This is a genomic window from Tepidimonas sp. HKU77, from assembly GCF_049728535.1.
In the GTDB taxonomy this organism is placed as follows: Bacteria; Pseudomonadota; Gammaproteobacteria; order Burkholderiales; family Burkholderiaceae_C; genus Tepidimonas.
Window position 1 is genome coordinate 2747429 of record NZ_CP187300.1, and the last position, 24162, is coordinate 2771590.

At 67.7% G+C, this 24162-nt stretch carries 24 protein-coding genes and 6 pseudogenes; 20 read left to right on the plus strand and 10 right to left on the minus strand.

Going from position 1 to position 24162, the window contains the following annotated elements:
- Positions 1-20: 20 nt before the first annotated feature.
- Together cls and clpK are read right to left on the minus strand one after the other, a co-directional pair.
- A complete protein-coding gene (cls, locus tag ACPP3B_RS13325) occupies positions 21-1451 on the minus strand; it encodes a cardiolipin synthase (protein ID WP_424859296.1) in 1431 nt (476 codons plus the stop codon).
- 17 nt (positions 1452-1468) lie between these two features.
- On the minus strand, positions 1469-4315 hold the full coding sequence (clpK, locus tag ACPP3B_RS13330) for a heat shock survival AAA family ATPase ClpK (RefSeq protein ID WP_424860198.1): 2847 nt from the start codon (positions 4313-4315) through the stop codon (positions 1469-1471).
- Between the two features lie 45 nt (positions 4316-4360).
- Between clpK and ACPP3B_RS13335 the strand changes: the two genes are divergently transcribed.
- Positions 4361-5599, plus strand: coding sequence for an IS256 family transposase (locus ACPP3B_RS13335; RefSeq protein WP_132963481.1), 1239 nt, complete (start codon positions 4361-4363; stop codon positions 5597-5599).
- 170 nt (positions 5600-5769) lie between these two features.
- On the opposite strand, the gene ACPP3B_RS13340 is transcribed toward ACPP3B_RS13335, so the two are convergent.
- Together ACPP3B_RS13340 and ACPP3B_RS13345 are read right to left on the minus strand one after the other, a co-directional pair.
- Positions 5770-6339, minus strand: coding sequence for an Hsp20/alpha crystallin family protein (locus tag ACPP3B_RS13340; protein WP_058616820.1), 570 nt, complete (start codon positions 6337-6339; stop codon positions 5770-5772).
- A 35-nt stretch (positions 6340-6374) separates the two neighbouring features.
- A complete protein-coding gene (locus ACPP3B_RS13345) occupies positions 6375-6656 on the minus strand; it encodes a helix-turn-helix transcriptional regulator (protein WP_424859297.1) in 282 nt (93 codons plus the stop codon).
- Positions 6657-6851: 195 nt separating this feature from the next.
- Between ACPP3B_RS13345 and ACPP3B_RS13350 the strand changes: the two genes are divergently transcribed.
- Both ACPP3B_RS13350 and ACPP3B_RS13355 read left to right on the plus strand, forming a co-directional pair.
- Entirely contained in the window at positions 6852-7928 is a 1077-nt protein-coding gene (locus ACPP3B_RS13350) for an IS5 family transposase (protein ID WP_424859298.1), read from the plus strand.
- 341 nt (positions 7929-8269) lie between these two features.
- Positions 8270-9229, plus strand: a pseudogene (locus tag ACPP3B_RS13355) (ISL3 family transposase); the annotation flags it as partial.
- Positions 9230-9270: 41 nt separating this feature from the next.
- Here ACPP3B_RS13355 and ACPP3B_RS13360 read toward each other — a convergent pair.
- Positions 9271-9603, minus strand: a pseudogene (locus ACPP3B_RS13360) (transposase family protein); the annotation flags it as partial.
- Between the two features lie 105 nt (positions 9604-9708).
- Between ACPP3B_RS13360 and ACPP3B_RS13365 the strand changes: the two are divergent.
- The 3 genes from ACPP3B_RS13365 to msrB all read left to right on the plus strand — a co-directional run bounded on the left by ACPP3B_RS13365 (position 9709) and on the right by msrB (position 11949).
- Complete coding sequence (locus ACPP3B_RS13365; protein ID WP_424859299.1) at positions 9709-10698, plus strand: WS/DGAT domain-containing protein; 990 nt, start codon at positions 9709-9711, stop codon at positions 10696-10698.
- 169 nt (positions 10699-10867) lie between these two features.
- A complete protein-coding gene (msrA, locus tag ACPP3B_RS13370; protein ID WP_143969927.1) occupies positions 10868-11509 on the plus strand; it encodes a peptide-methionine (S)-S-oxide reductase MsrA in 642 nt (213 codons plus the stop codon).
- Positions 11506-11949, plus strand: a complete 444-nt coding sequence (gene msrB / locus ACPP3B_RS13375) for a peptide-methionine (R)-S-oxide reductase MsrB (protein ID WP_143969928.1) — start codon at positions 11506-11508, stop codon at positions 11947-11949. Before msrA ends, msrB begins: the two co-directional genes overlap by 4 nt.
- A 262-nt stretch (positions 11950-12211) precedes the next feature.
- On the opposite strand, the pseudogene ACPP3B_RS13380 reads toward msrB, so the two are convergent.
- Positions 12212-12655, minus strand: a pseudogene (locus ACPP3B_RS13380) (transposase); the annotation flags it as partial.
- 39 nt (positions 12656-12694) lie between these two features.
- Here ACPP3B_RS13380 and ACPP3B_RS13385 point away from each other — a divergent pair.
- Positions 12695-12970, plus strand: a complete 276-nt coding sequence (locus ACPP3B_RS13385) for a Rho-binding antiterminator (RefSeq protein WP_143969938.1) — start codon at positions 12695-12697, stop codon at positions 12968-12970.
- A 52-nt stretch (positions 12971-13022) separates the two neighbouring features.
- Here the strand turns inward: ACPP3B_RS13385 and ACPP3B_RS13390 are convergent, their stop codons facing one another.
- Both ACPP3B_RS13390 and ACPP3B_RS13395 read right to left on the minus strand, forming a co-directional pair.
- Complete coding sequence (locus ACPP3B_RS13390; RefSeq protein ID WP_143969939.1) at positions 13023-13169, minus strand: DUF2058 family protein; 147 nt, start codon at positions 13167-13169, stop codon at positions 13023-13025.
- A gap of 166 nt (positions 13170-13335) precedes the next feature.
- Positions 13336-14193: pseudogene (locus tag ACPP3B_RS13395) on the minus strand (transposase); the annotation flags it as partial.
- Between the two features lie 178 nt (positions 14194-14371).
- Between ACPP3B_RS13395 and ACPP3B_RS13400 the strand changes: the two are divergent.
- The 12 genes from ACPP3B_RS13400 to ACPP3B_RS13455 all read left to right on the plus strand — a co-directional run bounded on the left by ACPP3B_RS13400 (position 14372) and on the right by ACPP3B_RS13455 (position 22386).
- A complete protein-coding gene (locus tag ACPP3B_RS13400) occupies positions 14372-14635 on the plus strand; it encodes a helix-turn-helix transcriptional regulator (RefSeq protein ID WP_008648927.1) in 264 nt (87 codons plus the stop codon).
- An 11-nt stretch (positions 14636-14646) separates the two neighbouring features.
- The gene (locus ACPP3B_RS13405) at positions 14647-15126 is read left to right on the plus strand and encodes a hypothetical protein (RefSeq protein WP_424859300.1); all 480 of its coding nucleotides are present in this window, start codon (positions 14647-14649) and stop codon (positions 15124-15126) included.
- Positions 15127-15129: 3 nt separating this feature from the next.
- On the plus strand, positions 15130-15903 hold the full coding sequence (locus ACPP3B_RS13410; RefSeq protein ID WP_424859301.1) for a BRO-N domain-containing protein: 774 nt from the start codon (positions 15130-15132) through the stop codon (positions 15901-15903).
- A complete protein-coding gene (locus ACPP3B_RS13415; RefSeq protein ID WP_424859302.1) occupies positions 15903-16733 on the plus strand; it encodes an ATP-binding protein in 831 nt (276 codons plus the stop codon). The genes ACPP3B_RS13410 and ACPP3B_RS13415 overlap by 1 nt, the downstream gene beginning before the upstream one ends.
- A gap of 3 nt (positions 16734-16736) precedes the next feature.
- A complete protein-coding gene (locus ACPP3B_RS13420) occupies positions 16737-17366 on the plus strand; it encodes a hypothetical protein (protein WP_126539528.1) in 630 nt (209 codons plus the stop codon).
- An 11-nt stretch (positions 17367-17377) separates the two neighbouring features.
- Complete coding sequence (locus tag ACPP3B_RS13425) at positions 17378-17893, plus strand: DUF6511 domain-containing protein (protein ID WP_126539530.1); 516 nt, start codon at positions 17378-17380, stop codon at positions 17891-17893.
- Complete coding sequence (locus tag ACPP3B_RS13430) at positions 17890-18636, plus strand: hypothetical protein (RefSeq protein ID WP_424859303.1); 747 nt, start codon at positions 17890-17892, stop codon at positions 18634-18636. Before ACPP3B_RS13425 ends, ACPP3B_RS13430 begins: the two co-directional genes overlap by 4 nt.
- Positions 18633-18887, plus strand: coding sequence for a helix-turn-helix domain-containing protein (locus tag ACPP3B_RS13435; protein WP_126539534.1), 255 nt, complete (start codon positions 18633-18635; stop codon positions 18885-18887). The genes ACPP3B_RS13430 and ACPP3B_RS13435 overlap by 4 nt, the downstream gene beginning before the upstream one ends.
- Complete coding sequence (locus ACPP3B_RS13440; protein ID WP_424859304.1) at positions 18871-21138, plus strand: phage/plasmid primase, P4 family; 2268 nt, start codon at positions 18871-18873, stop codon at positions 21136-21138. The genes ACPP3B_RS13435 and ACPP3B_RS13440 overlap by 17 nt, the downstream gene beginning before the upstream one ends.
- 130 nt (positions 21139-21268) lie before the next feature.
- Positions 21269-21745, plus strand: coding sequence for a crossover junction endodeoxyribonuclease RuvC (locus tag ACPP3B_RS13445; protein ID WP_424859305.1), 477 nt, complete (start codon positions 21269-21271; stop codon positions 21743-21745).
- Position 21746: 1 nt separating this feature from the next.
- On the plus strand, positions 21747-21956 hold the full coding sequence (locus ACPP3B_RS13450; protein WP_424859306.1) for a hypothetical protein: 210 nt from the start codon (positions 21747-21749) through the stop codon (positions 21954-21956).
- Positions 21949-22386, plus strand: coding sequence for a DUF6362 family protein (locus ACPP3B_RS13455; RefSeq protein WP_424859307.1), 438 nt, complete (start codon positions 21949-21951; stop codon positions 22384-22386). Before ACPP3B_RS13450 ends, ACPP3B_RS13455 begins: the two co-directional genes overlap by 8 nt.
- A gap of 76 nt (positions 22387-22462) precedes the next feature.
- Here the strand turns inward: ACPP3B_RS13455 and ACPP3B_RS13460 are convergent, their stop codons facing one another.
- A complete protein-coding gene (locus ACPP3B_RS13460) occupies positions 22463-23734 on the minus strand; it encodes an IS256 family transposase (protein ID WP_133598508.1) in 1272 nt (423 codons plus the stop codon).
- Positions 23735-23822: 88 nt separating this feature from the next.
- Between ACPP3B_RS13460 and ACPP3B_RS13465 the strand changes: the two are divergent.
- Positions 23823-23990 (plus strand): annotated as a pseudogene (locus ACPP3B_RS13465) (DUF6441 family protein); the annotation flags it as partial.
- Positions 23991-24070: 80 nt separating this feature from the next.
- On the opposite strand, the pseudogene ACPP3B_RS13470 reads toward ACPP3B_RS13465, so the two are convergent.
- Positions 24071-24157 (minus strand): annotated as a pseudogene (locus tag ACPP3B_RS13470) (hypothetical protein); the annotation flags it as partial.
- Positions 24158-24162: the final 5 nt, after the last annotated feature.

Here is a 24162-nt window from a genome sequence, read left to right on the forward strand (position 1 = left end):
GTTCCTCGCAAGTCGTGTCGCTAGAGAATGGGGGTGAACAGACGGGCCACCCCGTCGCGCAAGCGGATGGCCAGAGGGCGGGCGCGCAACGCCTTCGCCGATATCTCGCCCGACGCATCACGGGCGGCATCAAAAAGGGATTCCAGCCGCGTAGACAGCGCGGTGTCGTACACCTCCACATTAAACTCGAAGTTGAGGCGCAGGCTGCGCGCATCCCAATTGGCCGAACCCAGGCAGCACCACTGGCCGTCTATCAGCATCAGCTTGCTGTGGTCGAACGGGCCAGGCCGTTCGAAGATGCGCACACCGTGCTCCAGCACCTGCCAGTAGTGGGCGCGCGCGGCCCATTGCACCGTGGGATGGTCGCCGTTTGCGGGCGTCAGCACCTCGACGCGCACGCCGCGCAACGCGGCCGTGCTCAGCGCTGCGATCATCGGCTGATCGGGCACGAAGTAAGGTGTCCAGATGCGCACCGAATGCTTCGCCGCGCTCAAAGCGCCCATGAAGGTCCAGCGCATCCTGTCCAGGGCCTCATCGGGACCGGCCTCGATGCCGCGCGCCCAAGAGGTTCCTTGCTCATCAGCCGTTGCGGGCGGTTCGCCCCAGAAACCCTTGCTGAGCCGCTCGCCCGTGGTATCGCACCAATCGTCGGTGAAGCACCGCATCAGATGCGCAACCACCGGCCCGCGCAGACGAAAGTGCAAATCGTGACAGGCCTGCTCCGGCGCATCGGGCCGCCAATACGGGCTGAAGATGTTCATGCCGCCGGTGAAACCCGTCTCGCCATCGATCACCAGCAGCTTGCGGTGATTGCGCAGATGCGCGGCATGCAGGCGCGCGGGAATCAACGTCGGGTTGAACGCCGCCGCCGGAACACCGGCGCGTTGCAAGGCGCGGTAGGCGCTGCGGAGCCTCCAGCGGGCATAGACGTCGTCGATCAGCACCCGCACTTGCACGCCGCGCTCATGAGCCCGGCGCAGCGCATCGACGAACTGCGCCCCGATGCCTTGGCTGTCGAAGATGTACGAAGCCAGCGCGACGCTGTGCCGCGCCGACTCGATGGCAGCGAGCATGGCCGGGTAGGCCTGCTCGCCATCGACGAGCGGCTCGATGCGGTTGCCGCTGGTCAGCGACTGGCCGGTGGCGCGTCCCACCAGGTGGGCCAGACCGGCAAGCGGCGGCGATACAGCCTCGGGCATCGTGGGCGCGAGGTCCTGCCGAACAGCAGGATCTGCCCCCGGGAAGAGCCGCCGCGCGCGCCGCTGGTAACGGTTGATGCCGAACAGCCCATACAGCAGCGAACCGCCCAGCGGCAACAGCGCGATCAGCAGCACCCACAGCGTGGCCGAGCGCGGGTCACGCTTGTAGATGACCGCGTGCCCCGCTGTGGGGATAGCGACCGCCAGCGACACGAGGGTGGCTGCCCATGTCAGCCCGTTGGGGTCGGACACGACAGCCTCCCCATGACTCAAGATTCGCCGCCCGCTGACTTCTTCTTGCGCGCAGGCTTGCTCGCGTCGCTCGGCAGCGCCTCGGCCACTTTCGCGGCATCGGGCTTCTCAGGCTCGACCGGCTTCACTGGTGGCTCCTTGCGCTCGAAAACCACCCGCTCGGCCTTGTCATCCCAGCGGGCGCTGACGTGATCGCCCTTGCCGATACCGCCACCCAGCATCTCGCGCGCCAGCGCGGTTTCCAGCTCGCTGCGGATCAGCCGCTTGAGCTCGCGCGCGCCGAACTCGGGTTTGTAGCCTTCCTCCGCGAAGTGGTCGATCAAGGTCTGGTCGAAGGTCAACGTCACGCCCTGGCTGGCGGCGTTGCGGGCCACACGATCGAGCTGCAGGCCGACGATATGGCGGATCTCCTCCTTGCCCAGCGCATGGAAGACGATGATCTCGTCGATGCGGTTGAGGAACTCGGGGCGGAAGTGTCCGCGCAGCACGTCCATCACCTCGGCCTTGGTCTTCTCGTATTCCTCGCCGGCGGCGCCACGGGCCTTCAGCCGACGCTGGATGATGTCCGAGCCCAAGTTCGAGGTGGCGATGATGATGGTATTGGTGAAATCCACCACCCGGCCCTTGCCGTCGGTGAGCCGCCCGTCGTCGAATACCTGCAGCAGGATGTTGTAGACGTCGGGGTGCGCTTTTTCGATCTCATCGAGCAACAACACGCTGTAGGGTTTGCGCCGCACTTTCTCGGTGAGCTGGCCGCCCTCGTCATAGCCCACATAACCCGGAGGCGCGCCCACCAGGCGTGCCACGGTATGGCGTTCCCCGTACTCGGACATGTCGATGCGCAGCAGCGCACCTTCATCGCCATAGATGGACTCGGCCAGCGCCTTGGCGAGCTCGGTCTTGCCCACGCCGGTCGGCCCGAGGAACAGAAAAGTCGCCACCGGCTTGCTGCCTTCGCGCAGGCCCGCGCGCGACAACCGCACGGCATCGGCCACCGCGCGCACCGCTTCGTCCTGGCCCACCACGCGCTCGTGCAGCCGCTGCTCCAGATGCAGCAGCTTCTCGCGTTCTTCCACCGTCAGCTCGTTGACCGGAATGCCGGTCAGGCGCGAGACGATCTGTGCGACATGCTCGGCCTTGACTTCGGCGCTGCCCGAGGCGCGCTCGCGTTCCCATTCCTCGACGAGCTTCTTGAGTTCGGCTTCCTTGGCCTCGATGCGCTTGCCAAGTTCAGCAGCCTTGTCGTACTGCTTGCGTGCCGCCACATAGTCCTGCTCACGCCGCAGCTGGTGCAGTTCGGACTCCAGCTCTTGCACCGCCACCGGGCGGGCCGTGGCCGACAGCTTCACGCGTGCGGCCGCCTGGTCGAGCAGGTCGATGGCCTTGTCAGGCAAAAAGCGCGCGGTGATGTAGCGGTCGGACAACTCGGCGGCGGCAATGATCGCGTCCTCGGTAATGCTGACCTTGTGGTGCGCCTCGAAGGTGTCGCGCAGGCCGCGCAGGATCATAATGGTCTGCGCCACGGTCGGCTCGGGCACCATCACCGGCTGGAAGCGACGCTCCAGCGCGGCGTCCTTCTCGATGTACTTCTGATACTCGTTGAGCGTGGTGGCGCCGATCAGGTTCAGTTCGCCGCGCGCCATCATCGGCTTGAACACGTTGGCCACGTCCAGCCCGCCTTCGCCGCCACCCTGGCCGGCACCGACGATGGTGTGCACCTCGTCGATGAAGAGAATCAGCTCACCCTGGTGCTCGGTCACTTCCTTGAGCACCTTCTGCACGCGCTCCTCGAACTCGCCGCGGTACTTGGCGCCGGCCACCATGGCATTGATGTTGAGTTCCACCAGGCGCTTGTCGCGCAGCGTCTCGGGCACTTCGCCGGCGACCATGCGCTGCGCCAGCCCTTCGACGATGGCGGTCTTGCCGACGCCGGGCTCGCCGATCAGCACCGGATTGTTTTTCTTGCGCCGGGCCAGCACCTCGATGGTGGTCTCGATCTCCTGCGCGCGGCCGATGACCGGATCGAGCTTGCCCTCGCGCGCCATTTTGGTGAGATCTCGCGAGTATTTATCCAGCTCGGGCGTGTTGGTCGGCGTCTCGGCGCGGCCATCCTCGGCACCTTTGCCGACCACCTTGCTTACCTGCTGGCGCAGCGCTTGCGGCGTGAGGCCGTAACGGCGCAGCAGGTTGGCCGCCAAACCTTCGCCTTCCTCGGCGAGCCCGATCAGGAAATGCTCCGGCCCGACATAAGAGTGGCCGAGTTCGTTGGAGGCCACGAAAGCACGGCTGAGCGCGTCCTTGACCCGGGGCGACACGCCGATCTCGCCCTCGAACGGCTTATCGCCGCGCTTGGCTTCGGATTCGATCTGGCGCTTGAGGTCATCGACCTTGATCTTGAACTGCCCCAGGATGGTCTTGACCACGTCGCTGTCGGATAGCGCCAGCAGCAGGTGTTCGGTATCGACTTCGGCGCGCCCGAACTCTGCAGCGTGTCGGGCGGCCTCCTGCAATAGGGCCTCGGACTGTTCGCTGATACGGCTGGCGAGCCCACTGCCGCGACGGCGCGCGGTGCCCGTACCGGCCGGGGCGGGTTCGCCGAACGAGGCATCGACCACCTCGTCGGTATCGGCCGCCATGGACGGTGCGTCGTCACCGATGCGGAAGAAGTCGCTGCCAAGGAAGTCTTCGAACAGCCCGCTGCGCAAGCCGAACAAGGCTTCCAGCGGTGAGACGGTGCGCTTTTGCTGGCGCACCAGTTGGCGATAGTGATCGTCACACAACAGCATGGTGCTGTGGCGACCATTGAGATTGGCTTCCACCCGCACCGTGGCGGGCTGGCCGCAGACTTGGCATGAGGGTGTCAGGATTTTTGTGTGAGGGGCCTACCATGACGACTTCCAGGAGCCCCCATGCCACGCAAGAAGACCACCCCCGCCGCGAAGCCGGACGCCATTCTTCCCGACGAGCTGCTTGAGAAGCTGATCCCCGGACCGATGGACGCCGCCGGCGTCGAGGCCGTGTTCCAGAAGCTGAAGAAGGCCGTGATCGAGCGCGCCTTGGGGGCTGAGCTGGGCGTGCACTTGGCCAGCCCCGAGGGCGGCTGCGGGAACCATCGCAACGGCCGCAGCGGCAAGACCGTGCTGACCGACGGCGGGCCGCTGCGGATCGAGGTGCCCCGCGACCGGGCCGGCAGCTTCGAACCGCAGCTGATCCCGAAGCATGAGCGCCGGTTTGCCGGCTTTGACGACCGGATCATCTCGATGTATGCCCGCGGCATGTCGGTGCGCGAGATTCAGGGCCATCTGGCCGAGATGTACGCCATCGAGGTGTCAGCGGAGTTCATCAGCGCCGTCACCGACGCGGTGATGGCCGAGGTGGGGGCCTGGCAGGCCCGGCCGCTGGAGCCGATGTACCCGGTGGTGTTCTTCGATGCCCTGCGGGTGAAGATCCGCGAGGACGGCGTGGTGCGCAACAAGGCGGTGTATCTGGCCTTGGGCGTGCTGCCGGACGGGACCCGCGACATTCTGGGGCTTTGGATCGAGAACACCGAAGGCGCGAAGTTCTGGATGAAGGTGTTCAACGATCTCAAGACCCGCGGGGTCACGGACCTGCTGATCGGCGTGGCCGACGGCCTGAAGGGCCTGCCGGAGGCACTGGAGGCGGTGTTTCCGGCCACGACCCTGCAGACCTGCATCGTGCACCTGATCCGCAACAGCCTCGACTATGCGAGCTGGAAGGACCGTAAGGCGCTGGCCGCGGCGATCAAGCCGATCTACACCGCACCGAGCGCGGAGGCCGCCGAGCGCGCGCTGGACGCGTTCGAGGCAGGGCCGTGGGGCCAGCGCTTCCCGACCGTGGTCGCGGCCTGGCGGCGGGCGTGGAGCCGGGTGATCCCGTTCTTCGCGTTCCCGCCCGAAGTGCGGCGGATCATCTACACCACCAACGCCATCGAGAGCGTGCATTCGCGGTTACGCAAGATCATCAAGAGCCGCGGGCACTTCCCAAGCGACGAGGCGGCCACCAAGCTGATCTGGCTGGCCTTGCGCAACATCACCGCGGACTGGAAGCGGGCGAGCAAGGAGTGGAAATCGGCGATGAACCAGTTCGCGATACTATACGGCGACCGCTTCACCCTCGCACCACGCTGAACGACACGAGGACAGATTCAGAAACCGCCCCACACACAAAAAACAGGACATCCCCCTTGGCATTGTTTTCTGGCCATGCTGATGCTCCTGAGAGGGTTAACTGGGCGAGGCACCGCAGATCACGGTGCCTCATCTCTTTGTGGTTTTTGAGAAAAACGCGCTGCCCCGCGTCAGCCGTTGATCGGGATCGAGCGCCCCTGCTTGGGCGCACTGGCCTCGCGCTTGTCCATCGTGATCGTGAGCACGCCGTTCTTGAAAGCGGCCTTGATCGTGTCCTGGTTGGCATCGGCCGGCAGGTTCAGAATGCGCTGAAAGCTGCCGTAGGAGCGCTCCACCCGGTGGAAACCACCGTCTTTCGTTTCCTGCTCCTGACGCTTTTCACCGCGCACCAGCAGCACGTCGTTGTCGAGCGTGATCTGGATGTCTTTTTCCTCGACGCCGGGCAGTTCCAGGGCGATCTTGTACTGCTTGTCGGTCTCCTGGATGTCCAGCGCCGGTTTCAGCAGGCCCGGCCACTCCGACGGCCAGCGTGGCATGGCCAGCGTCGGGAAACCGAAGCCTCGAAACGCGTCGTCGAACAGGCGATCGATCTCGCGATGCAATTGCAGGATGGGGCTGACCGGCCCACCCGCCACCGGCAGGTCATTGCGCTGCACCGGCAGCGAGGCAGTGCTCTGTTGTTCTTCCTGCTCTTTCTTGAACCAGTTCCAGGGAGCCAACTTCTTGAAATCAATGTCCATGTCACACCTCCAGAAGAAAAATTGAAGAATCTCGCTCACTCCGTTTGCCTGCGGCCATGGATAGCGCGCCCTGGCGACACGGAGTGTTCCGCTGACTTTGGCTGCTTATCTGTGCGTATCACCTCCTTCTTTCTGCCTGCTTGGATCTGATCATTGATCCATTGATCGATTTCACTTTGACGAAACCGCCACGTCCCGCCGACCTTGAAGGCTGGAATTTCCCCGTGCGCGGCGAGCCGGTAGAGCGTCCGCTTGCCGACTTTCAAGTAGGCAGCCAACTCGTCGAGTGTGAAGATCGCCTGCTGGCGCGCTGTCATACCACCCCCACAAGTTCCGTCGTCACGCGGCCTCGCTCGAGGAAGTTCTTGCAAGACTTTGCAAGATATTGCGCCTAAACATGCCGAAAGTCAAGAGTCAACATCCAGCGACCTGCTGGCCGATTGATGTGACTCAAGGGCACTTCTCGAAACCTCCCTAACCGTTGTCGCCAGTGAGCCGGCATGATGTCGCCCATGATCACCCCGCGCATCAAGCCCTCGTCCTTCTGGCGCTCTCAGCCCGGCGCTGACCTGTTCGTGCAAGACCAACGCCAAGCCAAGCTCGGCGGCTTCATCGCCAACCTGGCAGCAATGGACGAACTGATCGACTTCGCGGCCATTGCCGCCCGGGTCGACACCGCCTGCCCTCGCGCTGACCGTAGCAAAGGCGGGCGCCCGCCGTACCCCACCGAGGTGATGGTGCGGCTGCTGTTCATCCAGTCGCTGTACAACCTCAGCGACGAGGACTGCGAGTACCAGGTGCTGGACCGCATGAGCTTGCCGCACTTCTGCCGCCTGGACGCAGCACTGCACATCCCCGATGCGCGCACGCTGTGGAGTTTCAAGCAGCGCTTGGCCCAAGGCGGTCTGGGCGGCCGCGCCATCTTCGAGGCGGTGAGCCTGCAGTTGCAGCAGCACGGCTACATCCCGCGCGGCGGGCAGATCGTGGATGCCAGCATCGTGCAGGCACCGCTCACCCAGGCGAACAAGGACGAGCGCGAAGCGCTCAACGAAGGCCGCAGGCCCGAGGGCTGGAATGCCAAGCGGCTGCAGCACACCGACCGCGACGCGCGCTGGACCAAGAAGCACGGCAAGAGCTTCTACGGCTACAAGGTGCACGCCAACGCGGACGCGCGCTACAAGCTGATCCGCCGGGTCAAGGTCACGCCGGCCAATGTCGATGACGGCCAGACGCTCAAGGAGGTGCTGGACCGCGCCAACACCGGCGCGCGGCTGCTGGCCGACCGAGGCTACGACGCGCAGACCAACCGCCAGTTGCTGCAGGCCCACGGGCTGCGCGACGGCATCGCGCGGCGTGCCAAGCCCGGGCAGGAGCGGCGCGTGCGACTGGACGCGCGCAACAAGGCGATCAACCGCGTCCGCGCCAGAGGCGAACATGTGTTCGCCGGCCTCGAGCAGTTGGGCGGCAAGTGCGTGCGGGCGATGACGCTGGCGAGAAACGAACTGGCGATCCTGCTGAAGTGCGCGGCGTACAACGCCAAGCGGCTGGTCTGGCTGGTGCGCCATGACCCGTGCGGGTGTGCGCGATGAAGGCAGAGGTGCGCCCGCTGCAGCCTGCAAACGCCGTTTTGCAGGGCCTCGGGCGCCCGCCAAGGCTGCGATGACGGGGCCTGAGCGGCACCGAGAACCCCGAACTGAACGACGCGAGCGCCCTCATGCCGGTTCAGCCTTCGGAAATGGGGTTATGCGAAGTGCCCGTAGGGCTGTGTGACCCCCATCCTGCAGCGTGACCTGATGGCTCTTCGTCATTTCGTGTGGAACACAACACTCACAATGCTCCCCTGGTTGTTGAGCCCGGTGGGCATGTGTGCAGGCCGCTGGCCGGCCTGTGCACATGTCCACCGGGCGGGTTTGATCAGGAGGATGAGTCCATGGGCATTGCCGTAGAAGCTCTGTTCACCAGCGCGCTGGGCTTGCAGCCGCCGTGGGTCGTCGATGACGTCAGGCTCGACACCACCAAGCGGCGTATCGACTTCGAGATCGGCTGCCACACCAGCAGGCTCGCCTGCCCGGCATGCGGTGCGGCCACGCAACCGGTGCACGACCGGCTGCGCCGATCCTGGCGGCACCTGGACTTCTTCCAGTTCGAGGCCTGGCTGCACTGCGACGTGCCGCGCGTGGCCTGCGGTGCCTGCGGCAAGACCACGCAGGTGGCCGTGCCCTGGGCGCGTCCGGGCTCGGGCTTCACCGCGGCGTTCGAAGCGCTGGCGCTGACCTTGTGCCTGGACCTGCCGGTGCGCCAGGCCGCCGAGTTGCTGCGCTGCAAGGACAAGCGGCTGTGGCGGCGCATCGAGTTCTACGTCGCGCAGGCGCGTGCGCTGGAAGACTTCTCCGGCGTACGCACGGTGGGCATCGACGAGACCAGCCTGCGGCGCGGGCAGCACTACATCACCGTCGTGCACGACCTGGATCGCAAGCGGCTGCTGTTCGCCACCGAGGGGCGCGAGCACCGCACGGTGGTGGAGTTCGCCGAGGATCTGAAGGCCCATGGCGGCGATCCCGCCCAGGTGCGGCACGTGTGCATGGACATGAGCGCAGCCTACGCCAAGGGCGTGGCGCTGGCGCTGCCCGAGGCGCAGATCAGCTACGACCGCTTTCACGTCGTCTCGATGGCCATCGAGGCGATGGACCAGGTGCGCCGCGCGGAGATGGCTACCGACGCGCAGGCGGTGCGAGCCGCGCTGGGCGCTGGCCAGCGTAAGACGCTCAGGCAGCTGCTGTGGGGCATGCGGCGCAACCCCAGCACCTGGAGCGCCCGCCAGCTCGATGCCATGCACTGGCTGCAGCGCTCGACGCTCAAGAGCGCGCGGGCGTGGCGGCTGAACTCGGCGGCCTGGCGCACCGGCAGGTCCAGGCACAAGGTCAGCGCCAGCGCTTCGAACGCCGCGGTGAAGCCCGAGCCCGGGCGCGCCCAGGGCACGGCCACCTGCGTGGTCTTGCCGCAGGCACCGCAGGCCACGCGCGGCACGTCGCAATGCAGCCAGGCCTCGAACTGGAAGAAGTCCAGGTGCCGCCAGGATCGGCGCAGCCGGTCGTGCACCGGTTGCGTGGCCGCACCGCATGCCGGGCAGGCGAGCCTGCTGGTGTGGCAGCCGATCTCGAAGTCGATACGCCGCTTGGCCGTGTCGAGCCTGACGTCATCGACGACCCACGGCGGCTGCAAGCCCAGCGCGCTGGTGAACAGAGCTTCTACGGCAATGCCCATGGACTCATCCTCCTGCTCAAACCCGCCCGGTGGACATGTGCACAGGCCGGCCAGCGGCCTGCACACATGCCCACCGGGCTCGACGACCAGGAGTCATTGTGACTGTTGGGTTCCACACGAAATGACGAAGAGCCCCTGCGCCGCGCCTGGCTCAAGGATGACCACGCCCGCGTCGCCCAGCGCGTCGGCGCGCTGGACCGCTACGTCAAGTTCGGCGGCAAGGTGCTGGAAAAGGGCATAGAGATGTACCGCGACCCCACGCTCGGCATGGTGCTGGCGCGCGAGGGCAGCGAGATCGTGCGCGAGCTGGCCGGCGCGCTCAGCCTGTCCGACGATCCGCCGACCGTGCTCAAGGGCCGGCTGGGCGTGAGCAAGCGCGTGGCCTGGGCCGAGCCGCTCGCACTGGAAGAGGTGAAGGCCGTCGGCCGGGCTTGCGGCTGCACCGTCAACGACGTGCTGCTTGCCTCCGCGGCCGGTGCGCTGCGCGGCTATCTCATCGACCGTGGCGAAGCCGTGGACGGCCTCACCCTGCGCGCCACCGTGCCGGTGAACCTGCGGCCGCTCGAGCATGCGAAGAAGCTCGGCAACCACTTCGGCCTGGTCTTCCTCGAACTGCCGGTGGGCGAGGCCAATCCGGTGCGCCGGCTCGAGCGCGTGGCCGCCAGCATGCGCCGGCTCAAGAAGGGCCGCCAGGCCGCCGCCACCTTCGGCGCCCTGGCCGCCGTGGGCATGGCGCCGGCCGGTGTGCAGTCCCTGGCGCTGGACCTGTTCAGCCGCAAGGCCTCCGCCGTCGCCACCAACGTGCCCGGTCCGCAGATGCCGCTGTACCTGGGTGGCAGCGAGATCCGCGAAATGATGTTCTGGGTGCCGCAGACCGGCTCGATCGGCCTGGGGTTGTCGATCCTCAGTTACAACGGCCGTGTCCATTTCGGCCTGATCGGCGACGCCCGCCTGCTGCCCGACCCGGACGCCGTCATCGGCCGCTTCCGCCCCGAGTTCGAAAAGCTGCTGTACCTGGCGCTGATGGCCGACTGGCAGCATCCGGTCGGCGCGCCCGATGCCGAGGCGCTGCTCGACGACGACGTCGCGGCCTGACCGCGGCTGAACGGCGGGGCGGTTTCGCGCACCCTTGGCTGTGGTATCCTTGCGGGACCCGGGGCGTGGAAATCTTCTCCATCCAGGGCCGCCGGCCCGGCGCAGCGCTTCCGCCGGCGATGCCGCGCCCCCGAGGAGCCCACACCGACCCGAGGATCCGACCACGACCATGACCCACTGCGACCTTGCCGGCAGCGCACTGCGCGTCGCCCCCGACCATCTCCCCGATCCGCCACTCGACATCCCGGCCACCGCCACGCCGCAGCAGGCCGTGCTCGCCGGCGGCTGCTTCTGGTGCGTCGAGGCCGTCTACCGCCGCCTCGACGGCGTGCTCGACGTGCGCTCCGGCTACGCCGGCGGCAGCGCCGACAGCGCCAACTACGACGCCGTTTGCACGGGCCGCACCGGCCACGCCGAGGCCGTGCTGATCCGCTTCGACCCCGCGCGCATCAGCTACGGTCAGCTACTCAAGGTGTTCTTTGGCGTCGTCCACGACCCGACCCAGCACAACCGACAAGGCAACGACATCGGCTCGCAGTACCGCTCGGCAGTCTTCTACGCCGACGACGCACAGCGCCGCGTCGCCGAGAGCTACATCGCGCAACTGGACGCGGCTGGCGTATACAACGCGCCCATCGCCACCACCCTCGAACCGCTGCAGGCATTCCACGAGGCCGAGGCGTACCATCAGGACTACGCCGCGCGTCACCCGACCCAGCCCTACATCGTCCACGTCGCCGCGCCGAAGGTGGAAAAACTGCAACGCCACTTCCGCGACCGCTTGCGCAACGACAGGAGCGACGTCACATGAGCGCTCATGCCCCGCGCCGCTCGGCCAGCGGCCACGACCTCACCCCGCCGGACCCGCAGACCCGCGAGCGGCTGATTGCCGCTCTCAGCCCCGAGGCGCGCCGCATCCTGCTCGACCATGGCACCGAGCGCGCCTTCTGCGGCGGTCTGCTGCACGGCCAGGGGCCCGGCACCTACCACTGCCGCCTCTGCCACCTGCCGTTGTTCCGCGCCGAGGACAAGTTCGACTCCGGCACCGGCTGGCCCAGCTTCACGCAGCCCTTCGACCCCGAACACATCGCCGAATACCGCGACAGCAGCCACGGCATGATCCGTATCGAAATCCGCTGCGCCCGCTGCGACGGCCACCTCGGCCACGTCTTCCCCGACGGCCCGCCACCCACCGGCCTGCGCTACTGCCTCAACTCCGCGGCGATGGCCTTCGTGCCGGCGGGCGGGTAGGCCTCGGGGTATAGGAAGTTCAACCGCCCTTTTTTGCGAGTCTGGCGGGTAGGAAGCGGCCGCGCAAGCGCCGCTTTGGGCACAGATCGGGCACAGATCGGGGGTTCATGCGTGGGTTTTCGACATCGCGGGGCCACGCAGCGGCTCAGTGCGTAGCCATTTCTCACCGAATCCCGGCACAGGGCCGAGCGCAGCCCTGCGGGGTCGTGGCCGCATTGGATCGGACTCTGGCTTGGCTGCCGGCTGTGTGGCCGGCGCCTCATCACGCGGCGGGCGGCGGGGCGCGCGCTGCGGGCCGGTAGTGCGCTTGCTCCAGCGCGCCGTGTTTCTCGAAGTGGGCGAGGATGGCGCGAATGGCCTTGGGGTCTTCGATGCTGGCGACGATCCGCACCGCGCCGCCGCAGTGGGCGCAGGTGGTGACGTCGATGGAAAAGACCCGCTTGAGCCGTTGCGCCCAGCTCATCGCACGGCGCTTCTGCTCGGGGCTGCGCGGTTCGTCGTGGGCGCTGACGTCCACCGGCACTGCATCGCTCGCAGGCCGCTTGCCGCGCCCCGAGGGCGTCAGCTGCGCGCGCAGGTTTGCATTCGGGGCGAATACGCCGTGGAAGCGGGTGAGATGCGCGCGAGGTGGCGGGACCAGTGCCGCCAGCTTGGCGATGAAGTCAACCGCATCCCATTCGACATGCGTGGTCCCATTGCGCCAGCTGCGCCAGACTGACTGGAAGACCCCACACCGGAAAGTCCCATGGACAGCTACCGACCAATCGACTGCCATCTGCACGACTACCTGGAGATCGCCTGCCTGTACCGTTACCGACTGCTGCTCGAACTGGTTGACGGCGGGCGACTCGAAGCCGATGCCATCAGCACCGAGACGCGCCCCAGCAAGGAGGAATTCCTGCTTGTGGCAAGCGAAAGCGGCCAGCAGGCCCTGCGCCTGGATCTGCTGCTGGCCATTACCCCGCTCACACCCGGTGCGCGCTTCGGCCGGGTACTGTTGGGCAACCGCCCGAAAACCTGAAAGAACCGCCCCTCCGGCGCAGACAAAAAACCGGGCAATGCCCGGTTCTTTCCTACCACATCAGGTCGTCAGGAACCTGATAGGCGGCGTACGGATCATCGGCATCCGGGGGTATAGGAAGTTCAACCGCCCTTTTTTGCGAGTCTGGCGGGTAGGAAGCGGCCGCGCAAGCGCCGCTTTGGGCACAGATCGGGCACAGATCGGGGGTTCATGCGTGGGTTTTCGACATCGCGGGGCCACGCAGCGGCTCAGTGCGTAGCCATTTCTCACCGAATCCCGGCACAGGGCCGAGCGCAGCCCTGCGGGGTCGTGGCCGCATTGGATCGGATTCTGCTTTCGCTTCCGGTTGAGTGGCCGGCACCTCGTCACGCGGCCGGCGGCGGGGCGCGCGCTGCGGGCCGGCAGTGCGCTTGCTCCAGCGCGCCGTGTTTCTCGAAGTGGGCGAGGATGGCGCGGATGGCGGTGGGTTCCTCGATGCTGGCGACGATCCGTACCGCGCCGCCGCAGTGGGCGCAGGTGGTGATGTCGATGGAAAAGACCCGCTTGAGCCGTTGCGCCCAGCTCATCGCACGGCGCTTCTGCTCGGGGCTGCGCGGCTCGTCGTGGGCGCTGACGTCCACTGGCGCCGCATCGCCCGCAGGCCGCTTGCCGCCCCCCGATGGCGTCACCTGCGCGCGCAGGTTTGCATTCGGGGCGAATACGCCGTGGAAGCGGGTGAGATGCGCGCGAGGTGGCGGGACCAGTGCCGCCAGCTTGGCGATGAAGTCCACCGCATCCCATTCGACATGCGTGGTGCCATTTCGCCACGGCGTCTTGAGCTGATACCGCACCCTACCCTGCGGTGAGATCGACAGCCGCTGCTCGCTGATCGCCGGGCGCGTGATGTAGCGGCACAGCTTTTCGAGCTTGTGGCTCTCGTGTGCTTCCGCGGCCACGCCGGCATGCAGCGAGAAGCCGCCGACCTTGCCGGCGTCGCCGTCCAGAGAACCCGCATCACCGGGTAGCGTTTTCAGGGTGACGACCTTGCGGCCAGCGTCGCGACCGGTGGCGATGCGGTAGGTGATCGAACTCATCCGCAGCGCGTCCATGCCGTCGTCGCTACCCGCGCTGTCGGACAGAAACACGGATTCGTCCTCGCCTTCCAGCCAGCCTTTGCGCGTCAGGTGCCGGCACACGCGATGCGCGATGGTGCCGGCCAGTTCCGTCAGTTGCGCCGATGTGGGCCGCTGACCATCCCCCTGTCCCCAAGAACGGCGAGCCGCGTGCTCGCCGTTTTGGCATGGACGCGTGCGGATTGGCGAACCCGAAGTTTGCGCGTGGTTCGCCATTGCGTCCCTCGTATGTTCGCCACCCGAAGCCTGCAATGACACCTGTTCCTCAACAGCGTCATAGGAGGCTTCCATGCCGACAACGGCAAGCACCATCACCCGGTCGCCGGTCGATGCGATCAACGGTCTGTCTCCCGGCGATCGTCGGGTCCTCAACGAGAACGAGCTCGCGCAGCGCTGGGGCCTGAGCCCCAAGACCCTGCAGCGCTGGCGCAGCGAAGGGCGTGGCCCGCGCTACCTGAAGCTGTCCAAGCGCGTCAGCTACCCCCTGGAGTCGGTCATCGAGTTCGAGCGTGGTGCCCTGCACGACTCGACCTCCGAGCGCGCGGCGCGCTGAAGGGGGATGCGATGAGCGATTTGACCCTCTACCCCGCCGACATCGCCGCGATGTCCGTCGGCCAGCTGGCTCAACTTCCGCCCGCCCAGAAGGCCGAGATCAGCCGCCACCTGGACGAAGCGCTCGCCTGGCTCAAGCAGGCCCGCGCCAAGTTCGACGCTGCGCTGGAGGCCGCCTACGGCGAGCAGGCCCGTGCTGCCCGCCTCGAGGCGGGCAAGGACTTCGGCGTCGTGCACCTGAAGGACGGGCTGCTTCGCGTGACGATCGATGTCCCGAAGCGCGTGTCCTGGGACCAGGCGCAACTGGCCGCCATCGCCCGGCGCATCGCCGCCGCCGGCGAGAAGGTCGAGGACTACCTGGACGTCGAGTACTCCGTCTCGGAATCGCGCTTCTCCAACTGGCCGCCGGCACTGCGCGCCGGGTTCGAGGCCGCCCGCACCGTCAAGCCCGGCAAGCCCACGTTCCGGCTGGCCCTCGTCTCGGAGGAGTGATCCATGAGCACCGAACTGATCCCGTTTGATTTCGAAGGCCGTCCGGTCCGGGTCGTCACGGATGCCCAAGGCGAACCGTGGTTCGTCGCGGCGGATGTGTGCGCGGTTCTTGAACTGCCGAACACCACCCGCGCCCTGGCGCGACTGGACCCTGACGAGCAAGCCCTGATCTCAATTCAGGGCATCTCGCGCGGCAATGACCAGGTCAACGTCGTCAACGAGCCCGGCCTCTACAGCCTGGTGCTGGGTAGCCGCAAGCGCGAGGCCAAGCACTTCAAGCGCTGGGTGACACACGAGGTGTTGCCGGCGATCCGCAAGACGGGCAGCTACACGGCGCCAAGTGCACGCCCGACCCTGCCGGCACCCACCCAGGACCGCATCGCCGCTCTGCTGCTGATCGGCGAGGCCGTGGCCAAGGTGCCGGGGGTCAAACCCGGCATCGCGATGGCGGCCACGCTCACCTGCATCCAGGAGAACACGGGCCTGGCGGTCGAGACGCTGCGCCGCGCCCTTCCTGCCAGGGACACTGCGGCGAACGAGGCGATCTGCTCGCTCAACGCCACCCAGCTCGGCAGGCTGCTGGGCCTGTCGGCCAAGGCCACCAACCAGCGTCTGGCCGCGCACGGCCTGCAGTTGCGCAACGAACGCGACGAGTGGGAACTGACCGAGGCCGGCGAGGCCTGGGCCGAGGCGATGCCGTACTCCCGCAACGGGCACAGCGGCTACCAGATCCTCTGGAACCCCGCCGTCGCTGAAGTGCTGAAGGAGGTGGCGTGATGGCCCTTCCCATCATCACCGCCGATGAGCGCCTCGCCGAGAAGCAGGGCGTCAAGCTCGTGCTTCTAGGCAAGAGCGGCATCGGCAAGACCAGCCAGCTCAAGACGCTGCCGGAAGGATCGACCCTGTTCGTCGACCTCGAGGCTGGCGACTTGGCCGTCAAGGACTGGCGCGGCGACTGCGTGCGCCCGAGCACCTGGCCGGAGTTCCGCGATCTCGTGGTGTTCCTCGCCGGCCCGAACCCGGCGTTGCCGGCGGATGCGCCGTACTCCGAGGCGCATTACCGGCATGTGTGCGAGCGCTACGGCGATCCCGCGCAACTGGCCAAGTACGACACCTACTTCGTCGACTCGATCACCGTGCTCGCGCGCCTCGCCCTGATCTGGGCCAAGACCCAGCCGCAGGCCTACAGCGAGCGCACTGGCAAGCCCGACACCCGGGGCGCCTACGGCCTGCTCGGCTCGGAACTGATCGGGGCGCTGACCCATCTGCAGCACGCGCGCGGCAAGCACGTCGTGTTCGTGGCCATCCTCGACGAGCGCTTGGACGACTTCAACCGCAAGGTCTTCGTGCCGCAGATCGAGGGCGCCAAGACCGCGGCGGAACTGCCCGGCATCGTCGACGAGGTGGTCACCTTGGCCGAGATCAAGGCCGAGGACGGATCAATCTACCGCGCCTTCGTCTGCCACACGCTGAACCCCTACGGCGCCCCGGCCAAGGACCGCTCCGGCCAGCTCGAGTTGCTGGAGCCGCCGAACCTGCGCGCGCTGATCGACAAGTGCGCCGCCGCCACCCGCCTTCCGCCATCCGCTACCGCCTTCGAGGAGTGATCCATGACCGCCTGGAACGACTTCAACGACGCCGAACAACAGACCAGCTTCGACCTCATCCCCAAGGGCACGCTCGCCCGCGTGCGCATGACCCTCAAGCCCGGGGGCTTTGATGACCCGGCCCAGGGGTGGACCGGCGGCTACGCCACGCAGAGCTTTGAGACCGGCTCGGTGTATCTCGCGGCCGAGTTCGTCGTGCTGGAGGGCGAGTACGCCCGGCGCAAGCTCTGGAGCAACATCGGCCTGCATTCCCCGAAGGGCCCGGCTTGGGGCCAGATGGGCCGCAGCTTCGTGCGCGCGATCCTCAACAGCGCCCGCAACGTCCATCCCCAGGACAACGGGCCGCAGGCCGCCGCCGCGCGGCGCATCCAGGGCTTCCACGAGCTCGACGGCATCGAGTTCCTCGCCCGCATCGACGTCGAGAAGGACGGTCGCGGCGAGTTGAAGAACGTCGTCAAGAGCGCCGTCGAGCCCGACCACCCGGAGTATGCCCGCCTGATGGGCGTGCCGCCGAAGAACCCTGGCAGCGGCTCCAGCGGTGCGCCGGCGGCGCTCACCCCGCCCCGTGCGATGTCTGCGCCAGCCGCCCCGCAACCCCCCGCCGTGCCGGGTAAGCCCGCCTGGGCGCAGTGAGAGGAGGGCCAGTGAAGTGCTGGGTCTGCAAACGACAGGCGCGCGGCTACGGCCACTCGGACCTTCGGCATCCGGTGGGCGATGCCCGGCGCTATCCGATCGACTGGGTGTTCTGCTCGCGGCGTTGCCAGCAGGCGTTTCACGCGCTCTACGGCCAGTGGCTGCGCGTGCAGGAAGGACGCACGTCCAAAACGGAGGTGGCCATGATCGATCCGTCTGACGTCGAACTGGCCGCGATGAGGAAGTGCCTCAAGGCCTTCGGCGCGGCGGCAGAAAGCATCGGCTTCGACAAGCCGCTGGGCGAGTATTCCGAGGCCGAGGCGCTCCAGGTGATCGACGCCATCGTCACCTGCTACACGGACGCGATGGTCGAGCACCACGAGGCGACCAAGTACCCGCCGGTGCGCGGGCTGAAGCGCCCGGTGTCCGATCCCTTCGCCGATCTGGAAGACGACCTGCCGTGGGAGGAGCCGAAGGCTCAAGCGCAGACGGCACGCACGGCAGCACCCAAGGAGGCGCGGCGATGATGGACTTCAACGCCTCCAAGAGCCTGTCGGGTCAGATCACGGCGCTGATCGACGCCGGGCTGCAGCAGTCTCGCGCGGCGCAGCCTCGCCGCACCTACCTGGGCGCCTCGCGCCTCGGGGTCGCCTGCGAGCGCGCGCTGCAGTACGAGTTTGCCGACGCCCCGGTCGATCCGGGTCGCGAGACCGACGGCCGCCTGCTGCGCGTCTTCGATCGCGGCCACGTGATCGAGGACTGCATGGTCGGATGGCTGCGCGCGGCGGGCTTCGATCTGCGCACGCGTAACGACGCGGGAGAGCAGTTCGGCTTCTCGGCGCTGGAAGGGCGCCTGCAGGGCCACGTCGATGGGGTGCTCGTCGCCGGGCCCGACCTGGGGTTCGGTTCCGGCTACCCGGCGCTGTGGGAGAACAAGTGCCTGGGCGCCAAATCGTGGCGCGAGTTGGAGAGACATCGCCTCGCGGTCGCCAAGCCCGTCTACGCCGCCCAGGTCGCGCTCTACCAGGCCTATCTCGAACTGCACGCGCACCCGGCCCTGTTCACGGCGGTGAACGCCGACACCATGGAGATCCACGCCGAGCTGGTGCCGTTCGACGCCCATCTGGCGCAGCGCATGTCCGACCGGGCGGTCAAGGTCATCACGGCCACCAAGGCGGGCGAACTGCTTCCACGCGCCTTCGCCGATCCCACCCATGTCGAGTGCCGGATGTGCCCGTGGCAGGACCGGTGCTGGAGGGCTGCGGCATGAACGAGACACCACTGCACCCGGTGCTCGGGGAGCGCCTGATCGACGCACGCGAGGCGGCACTGGCGCTCAATCTGCCGCACTACTGGCTCACGCACGCGAAGGAGCGCCGGCGTCTGCGCCTGCCGCACTACCGGGTGGGCAAGCTGCTGCGTTTCAAGCTCTCCGAACTGATGGCGTGGATGGAGGAACGTCAAGCCCTGCTCACGGCCGACGCAGTGCACGAGGAGGAGGCGGATGCTGGACTTCAATGACACCGCGCCCGTGCCCGAGATCCCGGCGTCCGAGCGCCGCGAGGCCCTGCGCGCCGCGCTGCTCGCGAGGCTGGAAGCGGTGCTGTTCTCGCTGTTCCCCGCCGGTCGGACGCGCCGCGGCAAGTTCGTCATCGGCGACGTGCTCGGCAGCCCGGGCGACAGCCTGGAGGTCGTGCTCGACGGCGACAAGGCGGGGCTCTGGACCGACCGTGCCACCGGCGACGGCGGCGATGTGTTCCACCTCATCGGCGCTCACTTCGGCGTGGACGTGCACGGCGACTTCGCCCGCGTCCTCGACCTGGCCGAGGACCTCGTCGGCCGAGCGCCCACGGCGCCGCCGCGCAAGGCGGCCAAGAAGACCCCGGTCGACGACCTCGGCCCGGCCACCGCCAAGTGGGACTACCTCGACGCACAAGGGCAGCTCATCGCCGTCGTCTACCGCTACGACCCGCCCGGGCGCAAGAAGGAATTCCGGCCCTGGGACGCGCGCCGCCGCAAGATGGCTCCGCCCGAGCCGCGGCCGCTCTACAACCAGCCCGGGATCCACAACGCCGCCCAGGTCGTGCTGGTCGAGGGCGAGAAGTGCGCCCAGGCCTTGATCGAGCTCGGGATCGTGGCCACCACCGCGATGCACGGGGCGAATGCGCCCGTGGACAAGACCGACTGGTCGCCGCTGGCGGGCAAGGCCGTCCTCCTCTGGCCCGATCGCGACAAACCCGGCTGGGACTACGCGATGGCCGCGGCGCAGGCCGCACTCGCCGCCGGCGCCGCCTCCTGCGACGTGCTGCTGCCGCCCGACGACAAGCCCGAGGGGTGGGACGCGGCCGACGCCGTCGCCCAAGGCTTCGACGTCGCCGCCTTCATCGCCTCGGGCCCGCGGATGAGCATCAAGCCAGCACTTGGGCAGCCCACGCAGGAGCCTTCCGTCTGGGCCACCGACGACGCGCTGGCGCTGAGCTTCACCAGCCGCTACAGCGAAGACTGGCGCTACTGCGCCGCCTGGGGCAAGTGGCTGGTGTGGGACGGACGGCGCTGGCAGGCGGACGAGACGCTGTTGGTGCACCACCTCATCCGCGCGATCTGCCGCGAGGCCGCGCTCAAGGCCGACTCCCACCGGCTGGCGGCCAAGCTCGCCGCGAGCAGCACGGTCGGCGGCGTGGAGCGGCTGGCACGCACCGACCGGCGGCACGCCTCCACCTCGCAGGAGTGGGACGCGGATCTGTTCGCGCTCAACACGCCGGGCGGGGTGGTCGACCTGCGCAGCGGGCGGCTGCGCCTGCACGACCGCGCCGACCGCATGACCAAGCTCGCCACCGCCACGCCCCGCGGCGACTGCCCCCGCTGGCGGGCGTTCCTGGCCGACGTCACCGGGGGCGATGCCGACCTGCAGGCCTACCTGCAGCGCATGGTGGGCTACTGCCTCACCGGCTCGACGGCGGCGCACGCGCTGTTCTTCCTCTACGGCACCGGCGCCAACGGCAAGTCGGTGTTCGTGAACACCTTGGCCACGATCCTCGGCGACTACGCCACCAGCGCGCCGATGGACACCTTCATGGAGGCGCGCGGCGACCGGCATCCGACCGATCTGGCGGGCCTGCGCGGGGCGCGCTTCGTCTCCTCCATCGAGACCGAGCAAGGCCGGCGCTGGAACGAGTCCAAGGTCAAGGCCATCACCGGCGGCGACAAGGTCTCGGCGCGCTTCATGCGCCAGGACTTCTTCGAGTACACGCCCCAGTTCAAGCTGGTCATCGCCGGCAACCACAAGCCCGCGATCCGCAACGTGGACGAGGCGATGAAGCGCCGGCTGCACCTGATCCCCTTCACCGTGACCATCCCGCCCGAGCGGCGCGACGCCATGCTGACCGACAAGCTCCTGGCCGAGCGCGACGGGATCCTCGCGTGGGCGGTCGAGGGGTGTCTGGCCTGGCAGCGCGAGGGGCTCCAGCCCCCGGCCAGCGTGGTGTCGGCCACCGCCGAGTACTTCGACGAGGAGGACGCCGTCGGCGACTTCCTGGACGAGGAGGCCCAGCGCCACCCGCAGGCCCGCGTGGCCGTGGCCGACGTGTTCCAGCGCTGGCAGGACTGGGCCGGCCGGCGCGGCGAGTACGTGGGCACGAGCCGCTGGCTCGCGCAACAACTGGCCAACCGCGGCTTCGAGCGCACGCGCATCCACGGCGGCGTCAAGGCCCTGGCGGGCCTGTCGCTCAAGCCCAAGGACTACGGCGTACGGCTCCCGTACCGCGACGACTGACCACCCACGGTGACCGAAGGTGACTGGCCCAAGGATTGAGTCTCTTTACGCGCGTACGCGCGCGCGGGCGGAAGGACGATTCCCCATGGCGGTCACCTTCGGTCACCCGATGCTGACAAGGACCGACACGATGCACACCACCCTCCTCGCCCTCGACCTGGGCACCACCACCGGCTGGGCGCTGCGCGGCAGCGACGGCCACATTACCAGCGGCGCCGAGAGCTTTCGGCCGCAGCGCTTCGAAGGCGGCGGCATGCGCTTCCTGCGCTTTCGGCGCTGGATTTCTGAAATTCAGCAATCCGTTTCTGAAATTCAGTTTTTGTACTTCGAGGAGGTACGCCGACACGCTGGCGTCGATGCCGCGCACGCCTACGGCGGGTTCCTGGCCACGCTCACGGCCTGGTGCGAGCACCACGGCATCCCCTACCAGGGCGTGCCGGTGGGCACGATCAAGAAGCACGCCACAGGCCGTGGCAACGCGCGCAAGGACGAGATGCTGGCCGCCGCCCGCGCTCGCGGCCACAGCCCCGCCGACGACAACGAGGCCGATGCGCTGGCCTTGCTGCATTGGGCGATCGAGCGCCACGACGCGGCGCAGGAGGTCTGACATGCACATCCCGACCCCTCGCTACCGTGGCCCGCTGGCACGCCTGCAGCCCGAGCCGATGGACGTGGAAGCCGTCAAGCGCCAAGGCTGGCGCGAGCAACGCCTGCTCGTCGTCTCCCTCGACGACGACCGGCTCGACTGGATGGAACGCGAGTTGATCCGCCGAATCGGCGAGCGGCTCTACGGTGCACGGGAGGCGCGCCATGGCTGAGTGGACCGTCGAGCGTGTGGCCGAACGCTTCCGGGAGGCGGCCATCACCGCCCACCGCTTGCCGTCCGTGCGCGTGCAGGGCTACTTCAACACCTGGCCCGCGATCCGGCGCATGCCCTGGGAGACGCTGGGGGCCGAACCCACGATCCGGCGCTTCCCACCCAGCCCTGAGGCTATCGAGCGCATGCTCGAGACCATGCGCTGGGTCTTGTGGCTGGAGGAAGAGGAACGGCATCTCGTGTGGATGCGCGCCGAGCGCCACCGCTGGCGCGACATCTGCGCCCGCTTTGGCTGCGACCGGACCACCGCCTGGCGGCGGTGGCAGCGGGCGTTGCAGACTGTCGCGAACCACCTAAACACCACGCAACAAGGTGCCAGCGCAGCGGCAGGACGAAGCACCACTCCCAAAGCCATGCGCAACGCCGATTAACGCCGCACTCGGTTGCTCGCGGCGATGTCCCGTTCGCTGTTGAACGAGACCGTGTGACGGCTCCTCATTCGTGATGCTACGCGGCTTTGAGTTCGGCGGGCTGCGTGGCGGCGATGCGCTTGTCCAACGCGGCGATCAAGTGCTTCATGTCGCGGTGCCCGCGCAGCTTGCGGAAGCGATCCTTGGCGTCGCTGAGTGCGCTGGCGACCCAGCGCAACGTCATCTGTCCGTCCCGCCATCGCTTGACGTTGCGCGTGTAGTGCGCGATCGAGCCGTTGAGGTTCTCGATCGGGTTGGTGGTGCGCAGCGTGCGGTACAGCGCGCCCGTGATGCCCAGAGCCTGCACGGTGAGCGTCTCCTCGAGTCCCTCGCGCAGACTGGCCGCAGCGCCGGGATGCTTGGACTGCAGCGACGTAGCCAGGCGCTGCAGCTGCTTCTTGACCAGCTCGGCGTTGGCGCTGTCCCAGGCGTCGCGCATCGCGCGGCCCACGCTGGCGTGCAGCTCTTCGGGCAGGTGCTCGATGACGTTGCGCCGCTTGTGCTCCTGGCAGCGCTGGATCAGCGCCGTGGCCCCGAAGGTCTCGACGATCGCCTTGCGCAGCGCCTTGCCACCATCGATCACCCACAGCCGTGCGCGGTCGGCATCGAGACCGCGCTCGATCAGATCGCTCAGCAGCGAGCGCACGACCCGCGTGCTCTCGGTGGAGCCTTCGCGCAGCCCCAGCACGTGCTTGTTCCCCTGGGCATCAATGCCCAGCGCCAGCAGGATGACGCGGTCTCGGAAGTGGATGCCGTCGACCATCACGACCGGCAGGTCCAGCTTGCCCAGCGAGCGCGACAGCCACTGCAGCAGTTGCTCTTCGCTCAGCGCCACGAAGCGCCGCGAGGTCGCGCTCTTGGACACCGACAGCGCTTGCTCGGGCGGCGGCAATTCCTCCAGCGTGCTGGCGTAGCGGCGCATGGACACGCCCGCAGCAATGGCGGCCATCGTCGCGGTGTCCAGCGGGTCGGTGCCGGCGGCCCAGGCGAAGCTGGGCAGCTCCAGCTCGCCCGCATCGACGCCGCGTGCACGTGGCCGCTTGATGCCGATGCGCTGCCCGCCGAGAACAACGGCGCTGCGCGTGCTGCCGCCACGTACCGCGCGGCGATCGGCATCGGGCACGCCCTTGGGGCCGCACAGTGCGATCCTGTCGGCCTCCATCATGGCTGCCAGCACCTGCTTGCCGGCGTTGATGCACAGCCCATAGAACGCGTGCTTCACGTCCTGCAGCACGCCCTGGATCGGCAACGTCAGCTGCACCTGCGCAGCCGGAACAACCCGCAGCGCGGGCTTCGTGCGAGACTTCATGTCGGTGGCTCCTTTGGTTGCTTGCTAGGCAACCCGCATGGTCACATGCGGGTCAAAGGAGCCGCCACCTTAGCTCACCCGTTCAACAATCCGCGGGACATCGCCGGGCCAACCCTCCCTTCTCGTCGCAGAAAACCAGCGCGCCCGCCAAGGCCAACGCGGTGGTTTCTCGGTCGCTTCACAAAAGGCCCAGGCATCCGGCCGAGGGCTGGTCACGGTGCCGATGTTCCTGCTCGTCCCCCAAGTGACCCTGAAGAAGAAATTCGATATCGACCGCAGCGCGCGTCGCTGGATCAGCACGCTGACAGCCGACTGCGTGAGGAAGAGCTGCGTGGCCGCGGCACTGAGCTTGCGCAGCTGGTACACGGCCACAAAGGCGCGCAGCTGCTTGAGCGTGGGGGAGAAGTGGCGTTCGCTATTCATTAGTC